1 pseudogene is annotated in these 234 nt (G+C 67.5%); it reads left to right on the top strand.

What is annotated here, in order from left to right:
- A pseudogene (locus ACQG3P_RS24275) lies at window positions 1-234 on the top strand (flagellar biosynthesis protein FlgF); the annotation flags it as partial.

The raw sequence follows: 234 nt of genomic DNA, 5'->3' as shown, positions 1-234 counted from the left end.
TGACGAGAACGGCGCCCCGATCGCGATTCCGCCGCACCAGGCGATGGACATCGGAAACGACGGCACCATCTCGATCATCCCGCAGGGCGAAGGCACGCAGACCATGGCGGTGATCGGCCGCCTGCGCGTGGTCGCCGCCGATGATGCTCGGATGGAGCGCGGGCTGGACGTGTTGATGCGCAACACCGACCCGCAGCAGCAGTTCGTGCAGGCCCAGGGCAAGTCGCTGGACAG

This window comes from Stenotrophomonas sp. SrG (genome assembly GCF_050031795.1).
GTDB classification, from domain to species: Bacteria; Pseudomonadota; Gammaproteobacteria; order Xanthomonadales; family Xanthomonadaceae; genus Stenotrophomonas; species Stenotrophomonas rhizophila_A.
This window is presented reverse-complemented; position numbering and strand designations above follow the sequence as displayed.